Source organism: Rhodoblastus sp. (assembly GCF_041915505.1).
Lineage (GTDB): Bacteria > Pseudomonadota > Alphaproteobacteria > Rhizobiales > Beijerinckiaceae > Rhodoblastus.
This window is the reverse complement of sequence record NZ_JAYSBG010000165.1, coordinates 1-7,647: the sequence shown is the minus strand read 5'-3', so window position 1 is coordinate 7,647 and position 7,647 is coordinate 1. Positions and strand designations below refer to the sequence as shown.

The following is a 7,647-nucleotide window of genomic DNA, read 5'->3' as shown; positions in this document are numbered from 1 at the left end:
ACGCTGATCGGCGCGCCGGGGCAGGAATTGGCGATGCGGATGCCGCCGCTGCTGACCCAGTTCGCGATCGGATTCGCGGCCATCATTGTCGGGGCCGTTCTCAGCGAGCGCCGCTACGGCTGGCGTTTCCCGAAATGGAGCCTGTTGCTGGGCGACGCCTCCTATTCGATCTATCTGGTTCATTCGATGGCGATTTCGGCTATTGCGATGATCAATGCCAAGCTCGGCCACGGCCATGTGCCGCCGGTCGTCCTGTTCGGCGGCGCGCTGTCGGTCTCGGTGGCGGCGGGCGTCGTCGTCCATCTCATGATCGAGAAGCCGATCCTCCGCTTGACGCGCGGCAAGGCAAAGGCGCGCCCTGTTGTGGGCGAGGTCGCTCCGAGCGCGCCGAGCCTGATCTTCCCGACGCTCACGCCGCGCCACGGCTGAGGAACAAAGACGCCTTGCCTCGTCGCCGCGCCGGATTTGGCGTGGCGACGAGAGCCGGCCGCGCCTGGCCGCCGGATTCAGTCCGGGAGCGGCGTGTCGGAAAACAGGAAGCGTCGGGCGGCGCCTTCCAGAACCAGGCAGGTCAGGCGATTGGTCGCATAGGCGCCGGTGTCGATATTGATCCGGTGCTTGTGGACGTCCGGCGCCTCCACGGGCGTGTGTCCGTGAATCACGAATTTCTCGAAGGCGCCGTTGTGCCGCAGGAAGTCCTGGCGAATGCCGATGAGATCGGCCTCTTTCTGGTCGCGCAGCGCGACGCGCGGACGCAGACCGGCATGGACGAAAAGATAGTCGCCGCAGACATAATGGTTGCGCAGATTGCGGAGGAAGTCCGCATGTTCTCGCGGCAGGACGCGCGCGAATTCGGCGGCCAGCGCCGCACATCGGTCCGGCGCGCCCAGCGAGACGAGGTCGAGACCATAGGAAACCAGCGTCGCGGAGGCGCCCCAGGGCTCCCACTCGCGGAACGTCTCCGGATTCGCGATGAATGTGTCTAGCCAGACGTCGTGATTGCCCTTGAGAGCGATCAGGCAATTCAGCTCGTTCAGCTTGATCAGACGTTCGACCACTTCCCGAGAAGAGGGACCGCGATCCAGATAGTCGCCGAGCGTGACGATCCGCCAATTTCGGATCGGGCTGCTCTTGACGTCGTTTGCGATCCTGATCAGCAACGCGTCGAGCGCGTCAACGCAGCCGTGAATGTCGCCGACCGCGTAGATCCTGACGCCGCGTGGGAGCGCGGGCCGTCGGCTGGCGGAGCTGATGGCGGCGGCCCTGGGCGCCTTTGCGGCGGCGATGCGCGGCGGCGAGGCGTCTTGCGCGCGGCTCCAAAGCCGAAAACGCTCTTTCAAAGGTCAGACCACTCCATCGATCCTGCGCATGACGTCGATATAAGATGAATGCGTCACGCCAAGTCAATTGGTTAAGGCCTGCCTGAAGACCAAAAAGAAAAAGGCTACCACGTCGACGGAATAGCGCCGCCAGAGGCGACGCGGCTCGGTGAGGAGGCGGAACAGCCATTCCAGCCGCAGCGCCCGAAAGGGGGCGGGGGCGCGCTTCTTGTGCCCGACGAAAAAGTCCATCCAGGCGCCGACGCATATGCCGATCGGCGTCGCCAGGCGCGGCCAGTTCTCACTCAGCCAAAGCTCCTGTTTCGGATTGCCGAGGGCGACCAGCAGAATGTCCGGGCGGCTTTCCTCGATCTTCTTCAGCACGGATTTCGGGTCGGCCATATGTCCGTAGCCATCGGCGAAGCCGCAGACCGTGACGCCGAAGCGGGACTCGATCGCTTTGGCGGTCTCCTCGACCACTTCGGGCAGGGAGCCATAAAGAAAGACGCGGGTTCCCGCCGGCGTCGCGCTCAGGAGCTTCGGCATGAAGTCGGTCCCGTTCAGATTTTCCGGGAAGGACTTGCCGTACAAAATATAGCTGGCGGCGTCGATGGCGACGCCATCGTTCAGAATCATGAAATCGCGCAGCGTGTCATTCGCCGTTTTTTGCCGAATCGTTTGAATGAAAAGGTTCGAATTCGCGAAGGCGACCTTGACGCGTCTTTTCGCGTCGATGGCGCCGACAATGAATTTGACGATCGCGTCGGAATTGCTGGAAACGATGTCGAGGTCGATAACGCGGCGCGTCGAAAATGGAATTTTTGTTTCCCGATGGTGCAGACCCGAGACGCCTTCGCTGGATTGGCCGTCAAAAAACGCCAATTTCGTTTGGGTTTGAATTATGTTGTTCTCAATCAATATGTTGTGCCCCCGGATGTCCGGCCCGAGATGAGAAGACTGGCCGCGTCAGATCCGATCCTTCGAAAAGCTGCTCTGGTTTTTCAGTGAATTGCGCGCGCCGCTTCGCGCGCCGATCAAGGCGCGACGGCGAAAAATGGCCCGGGCGTGATGATCCGTCATTAAGTCCCTCACAGATCGTCAGTTTCGCTCAAGAGACGATGTGCGCTGTAGACGATGTGCGCCGTTTTGATCGAGCGCACTGCGCTGCAGCAATGCAAACGGTATCCTGGAACGGTATAGCCTCATGTTTCAATATCTCGATCCGGAAAGTGAATCAACCCTGTAATCGTCAGGTTAATGCGTCTTCATTGGAGTAGCCGCCTCAACAGCGGATGAATATGCCTGAAAATGCGCCATATTTTATGGCTAAAGTTAGTCTTTTGAGGCGAAATTTAATGGATATGGCGCTTGGGTGGGCGCATCTGTTACGGAATAACCGAATTCTTGAAGAGATTGACTAGACAAATGGGTGAATGACGGGTTAAGATTTTATCAATGATTGGTAAACAGCGACGGCCCCAGCGTTAACCAAGGCGGTTCGCGGGGCGTGAGTCGCCTCAGGCTTGGCGGTGGATTATTGCGCCGCAGCACGCCGCCGCCAACGTCCGATTCGCCAATTTGGTTTCTGCAATTTGGCCTTTCGGCGCGATAGCCGCGCACAAATATTGCGCAAATGACTTTCGCCCGGCGCCGGGCTGCTTCATCGAGTTTCAATACTTAAATTGTTATATTGTCGTTGAACCTCTAAATGACAGATGGTCGTTATAATTGTTCTATGGGGGTGGATGCAGGAGGGTAATGATGGCGGTTGCAAGTGGATCTTCGACAACTCTTTATGATAATCAGCGCTATAATTCCGGATCGTACACATTATATTGTGGCGCGTTCGGCGTTTCTCCGCTCGTTTACGGCGTCGATTATACCGAATCGATGACTTTCCAGACCGCCTCTGTTCTATCGAGCATCACCGCGACCTGGAGTTTCCCTACGGCCGCCGTCGCCAGGATCCGGTCGTTCCTCGCCGTCGATTATGGCAATTATTCCAACACCACGACGTCCAAAGTCGTTACGTCCAGTCGTATCAACGACATTACCACGCTCGTCGAGGGCATTAACTATACGCTGACCGGCAATCTGCAGGGCTGCGACGTCATTACTGACATGTTCCTCACGCGGGTCGCGGGCGATAATTCGACGAACGCGGCCGAGGTCGAGATTTTCCTGCACACGCCAAGCTATTCGAAGGCGTGGATTTCTTCGATGAAGTCGCTCGGCACGATCACGATCTACAACATCGCCTGGACGGTTTCGCAGGGAACCGACGCGGCGGGGCTGCCCGATTACATCTTCACGCCGGCCAATGGCGCCGATCTCAGCTCCGGGGCCGTGAACGTCAAGGCCATGCTCCAATATCTGGTCGCGAAGGGCTCCCTGAGCGGCTCGCTTTATTTCAACGGCCTGGCCACCGGCGTCGAGACAGCTTCGGGCGCCGGATCGTGGACCATCAATAATTTCGGCGTGACCTATGCGACGACGGCGCCGGTTCCGGGCGTGACGGTCGCTCTCGCGAATCAGACCGGTCAGACGATCAATGGCGTCGGATATACTTACGATCCGCATTTGACGGGGAAGGCCGACGCGAATTCGACCGTGACCATTTACGACAATTCCGCGGTCGTGGCGACCGTGACGACCAATTCGAGCGGCGCCTGGACCTTTGACGGCTCCTCGCTGGCTAACGGATATCATAGCGTCACGGCGATCGAGAAGAACAACTACGGCAATACCGGAACGGCGTCGACGGCGTTCCAGCTCCGGAAGACGCCGAATTCGATCAGCGAGATGATTCAATATGTGAATGGCCAGGGCGCAGGCGGGGTCTATACGGCGGCGCCCGACATTGTCGGCTGGACGAGCCCCAACGCCAGCGTCTTCGTCTATGACGGCAATGTCTCGCTCGGAACGGTGACGTCGGACGCCAGCGGCTATTATTCCTACCAGACGGCGAACCTCGCTGTCGGCGGGCATTACATATCGGTTTCATCCTACAACCGGTTTGGCAGCCTGGCCCAGAACGCCTTGAGCTTCACCTTTGCCTGAGCAATTCTGCGCCTGAATGATCTTGCGACGCCGGTGTGGGTGGCGCGGCTGCGGCCGCCCCGCCCCAATTCGCGTTGAGCCCAATCGACGGCAGAAACCAATCCACGTCGTCCGCGCGTCTGCGACGATGTTTTTCCGCTTTGAATCAAACCGCTGCCCGGACCATTCCTGAAAATCGGAGTGGTCTAAATTTTTGTTGCAGCACAAAAAAATAGCAAAAATGGTTAAAAATTAGCTAATGTGACTTCTTGATTACGCAACGAACGGGGTCGTGTAAAGAAGTTATACACCATGAGGGGTCGGTTTTGAGCCCAAGTGGTTTTGTTTAGCGTGTCAAATTTAACACATCCCTTGAGATATTTATAATCATCCACGTTGTTGTTGACAGCTATATCTCTTTTTATTAACCGTCCAAAACTGAAGCTTGGTGCGTGGCTTTGTTCAGGAGTAGGGCTTTGTGGGCGAAACGTTCGCGCAATCTTGCGCTCGCAGCTTTATCGTCTGCCGCATTGGCGGGCTGCGGCTTCATTCCCAAGGACGGACCTCGCGCCGGCGCCATCACCTCTGAGGCGTCCGGCCTCGTCGTGAGCCCGGAAAAGGTCGATTATGTCCAGGTCGATCTGAATCCGGTTTCGCTCCGGGCGGCGAACCAATATTCCAAGGATTCGATGCGGCGCTTTTCCGGTCTCGGCAGGGGCGGCGGCAATACGGACGTCAGCATCGGCTACGGCGACGTCGTCTCCGTCACGGTTTTCGAATCCGAATCGGGCGGGCCGTTCCTGCCCAAGGAAAGCGCCACGCGCACGAATAATTACGTGCAGATCCCCAATCAGCAGGTCGATCGCGACGGCAATATCAACGTGCCCTATGTTCAGGGCGCGGTACGGGTGGCCGGGCGCACGCCGAAAGCGGTCTCGGCCGAGATTACGGAAAAGCTCCGCTCGCGCGCGATCGATCCGCAGGTGGTGGTGACGGTGGTCGAGCATCGCGGCAATGCGATCAGCGTCCTCGGCGATGTCGGCCAGCCGACCCGCTTCTCGATGGATCCGGGCGGCATCTCGCTCACCGGCGCGATCGCCAAGGCCGGCGGCTCCAAGGATCCCGCCTATGAAACACTGGTGAGCCTGAAGCGCGGCGGCACGGAGCATCTCGCGGATTTCCAGGCGGTCGTGCGCGAGCCTTCGCAGGACGTCGCGCTCGCGCCCGGCGACACCATTTATCTCGCTCACGTGCCGAAGTTCTACATGGTCCTCGGCTCGACCAGCCCGGGCGTTGTCGGCGGCGTGAACAACCGGCGCTTCACCTTCGAGCTTGAGACGATGTCGTTGACCGAGGGGTTGGCCAAGGCCGGCTGGCTCGATACGACGCGCGCCAATGCGGGCGAAGTGTTCCTGTTCCGCTTTGAGAAGCCGGAACTGTTGCGTTCGCTCGGCTATGATGTCGGCCGCTTTGGTTCAGGCCCGGTGCCGACCGTCTACCGGATCGATTTCTCGTCGGCGGATGGGTTCTATCTGGCCAATATCATGAGCATGCGCAATCGAGACGTCATCTTCGTCTCGGAATCGATCCATTCGGATATCCAGAAGGTGCTTTCGGTCGCCGTCGCGGGCAGCCTGACCTATCTGAACGCAAGCGAAGGCGCCTTCTACTCGCGCTGAGTCGCCTGATCTCCGTCTTTAGTTTCGCCGCCGCCGGCTTCGATGCGGCGGCGGCGAAATTCTATATGGCATATTGTCGGAGTCGCTAGACGCGCGGGGAATGCGGAAGGGGCGGCCATGACGACGATTTACGATTAGGTGCGCTACCCGAATTGGCCGGTGGCGCGGTCCCATCCGGCCCATGCCGGCGCCATGGCGCGGCTGCTGGGCCGCGAGGTCGCTCCGTTCTCACGCTGTCTCGTGCTGGAAATCGCTTGCAGCGAGGGCGTGAACATCGCCAATCTCGCGACTTGCGCCCCCGGATCGGAATTTGTCGGCGTCGATGTGGCGGAATCGGCGATCGCGCGCGGCGCGGCGATGGCGGCGGATGCGGGCCTGGACAATATCCGGCTGAAGGCGCTGGACATTCGCGATGCGGCGAAGCGGTGCTGGTGGCGTTGCGTCACAAGCCGGTCCGGAGATGGAAGACCCGTTCTGAAACGTGTTCCCGCAGCAATTGGACGGAACGTGGACGCTAGACGATCTGGCGCGCATTGTTGTCGAGGCGGCGGGGAAATCGGAGGAAGAGGCGCGCCGGCTGACGCCCAAGGCGCTGAAGGAAGTCGCGAGCAATCGCCTGCTGAGGCGCGCCTGAAAACGTGTTGCCCCCTAGAGAGGTGGGATTGACGTCCTCCGGCAGCTCCAGCGTCTGGGTCTTGGCGTCGGGCTGGCCGGGGTCGAATTTGAGGACGCGGCCGTTCATCTGATCGAGCAGGTAGATCTCGCCGGAATCGCTGGAATAGATCGCCTGAGGGCCTTCGATCTCGGCGTCGTCGCCGGCGTCCACGCTGATGGCGACGCTGCCTTGGCCGGCGCCCTCGCCGAAACTGCGGGTTAGCCGCTCCTTGGCCTGGCACGCGAAAGCAACAAGCGCGGCGGGCAAGCAAGAGAGCAAAAAGAGTTGGAGCCTAAACGCCACGGCGACCTCACTATGCGTTCGGGTCGTCTGGCGAATATTGAGCTTTCGCTGGCGTCTTCGCAAGGCGAGAATGTGGCGCGACTCGGCGCGGACAGGTTAACCATCAGGCCGTCAGGAAATGTGAGACAAGTGAAACCGTCTTTGTTCGATCCGCTTGAACCGGAAGAAATACTGGCGGAAGTCGTCGCCGGGCTGATCATGGTGCTGACCTTCACCCTGATCGCCAGCTTGCTCTCGCAAGGCAGCGACCATAGCCCTCGGACATTCGTAATCGCCGCCGCCGGCTGCAATGTCGCCTGGGGCGTCATCGACGCGGCGCTCTATCTTCTGGGATGCAAGACGGTTCGAAGCTATCGCAGGCTTTTCCTGCGCAAGGTTCAGCGCGCACCCGACCAGAACGCCGCGCAGGAAATCGTGCGTCGGGAATGGGAGCCTATTCTCGCCCAGGCGGCGCCGGAAGAAGATCGCGAACGCCTTTACAGCGCGATGCGGCAACTGGCCGTGAATGCGCGTCCCATCAGCGCGAAACTGCGGCCCGACGATTTCAAGGGCGCGCTGGCGATCTTCGCACTGGTCTGCGCGACCGTGGTCCCGGCGATCCTGCCGTTCCTGTTCCTGCCGAATGACTGGCTGACCCTGCGCCTGTCCAATC

The 7,647-nt window shown here is 59.8% G+C and carries 8 protein-coding genes and 1 pseudogene; 6 read left to right on the top strand and 3 right to left on the bottom strand.

Annotated elements, in window-relative coordinates; translation table 11 throughout:
• Positions 1–429, top strand: a 429-nt coding sequence (locus tag ACE3S9_RS11475) for an acyltransferase family protein (RefSeq protein ID WP_374546597.1), incomplete at its 5' end; no start/stop codon positions are given.
• 77 nt (positions 430–506) lie between these two features.
• On the opposite strand, the gene ACE3S9_RS11470 is transcribed toward ACE3S9_RS11475, so the two are convergent.
• Together ACE3S9_RS11470 and ACE3S9_RS11465 are read right to left on the bottom strand one after the other, a co-directional pair.
• Entirely contained in the window at positions 507–1,340 is an 834-nt protein-coding gene (locus ACE3S9_RS11470; RefSeq protein WP_374546596.1) for a metallophosphoesterase family protein, read from the bottom strand.
• A gap of 63 nt (positions 1,341–1,403) precedes the next feature.
• On the bottom strand, positions 1,404–1,955 hold the full coding sequence (locus ACE3S9_RS11465) for a WecB/TagA/CpsF family glycosyltransferase (protein ID WP_374546595.1): 552 nt from the start codon (positions 1,953–1,955) through the stop codon (positions 1,404–1,406).
• Between the two features lie 42 nt (positions 1,956–1,997).
• Here ACE3S9_RS11465 and ACE3S9_RS11460 point away from each other — a divergent pair, with 42 nt between their 5' ends.
• The 4 genes and pseudogenes from ACE3S9_RS11460 to ACE3S9_RS11445 all read left to right on the top strand — a co-directional run.
• Positions 1,998–2,327, top strand: a complete 330-nt coding sequence (locus ACE3S9_RS11460) for a hypothetical protein (protein WP_374546594.1) — start codon at positions 1,998–2,000, stop codon at positions 2,325–2,327.
• Between the two features lie 882 nt (positions 2,328–3,209).
• Positions 3,210–4,379, top strand: a complete 1,170-nt coding sequence (locus tag ACE3S9_RS11455) for an Ig-like domain-containing protein (RefSeq protein WP_374546593.1) — start codon at positions 3,210–3,212, stop codon at positions 4,377–4,379.
• 455 nt (positions 4,380–4,834) lie between these two features.
• Positions 4,835–6,037 (top strand): polysaccharide biosynthesis/export family protein, encoded by a 1,203-nt coding sequence (locus ACE3S9_RS11450; RefSeq protein WP_374546592.1) that lies wholly within the window; start codon positions 4,835–4,837, stop codon positions 6,035–6,037.
• Positions 6,038–6,229: 192 nt separating this feature from the next.
• Positions 6,230–6,448: pseudogene (locus ACE3S9_RS11445) on the top strand (methyltransferase domain-containing protein); the annotation flags it as partial.
• A gap of 103 nt (positions 6,449–6,551) precedes the next feature.
• Here ACE3S9_RS11445 and ACE3S9_RS11440 read toward each other — a convergent pair.
• Complete coding sequence (locus ACE3S9_RS11440; protein WP_374546598.1) at positions 6,552–6,959, bottom strand: hypothetical protein; 408 nt, start codon at positions 6,957–6,959, stop codon at positions 6,552–6,554.
• 156 nt (positions 6,960–7,115) lie between these two features.
• On the opposite strand from ACE3S9_RS11440, the gene ACE3S9_RS11435 reads away from it, so the two are divergent.
• A partial coding sequence (locus tag ACE3S9_RS11435; protein WP_374546591.1) for a VIT family protein occupies positions 7,116–7,647 on the top strand: 532 nt, incomplete at its 3' end.

Coding starts and splice junctions, on each gene's coding strand:
- ACE3S9_RS11465 (WP_374546595.1), bottom strand. CDS start 1,955: ATGATTCTGAACGATGGCGTCGCCATCGACGCCGCCAGCTATATTTTG.
- ACE3S9_RS11455 (WP_374546593.1), top strand. CDS start 3,210: ATGACTTTCCAGACCGCCTCTGTTCTATCGAGCATCACCGCGACCTGG.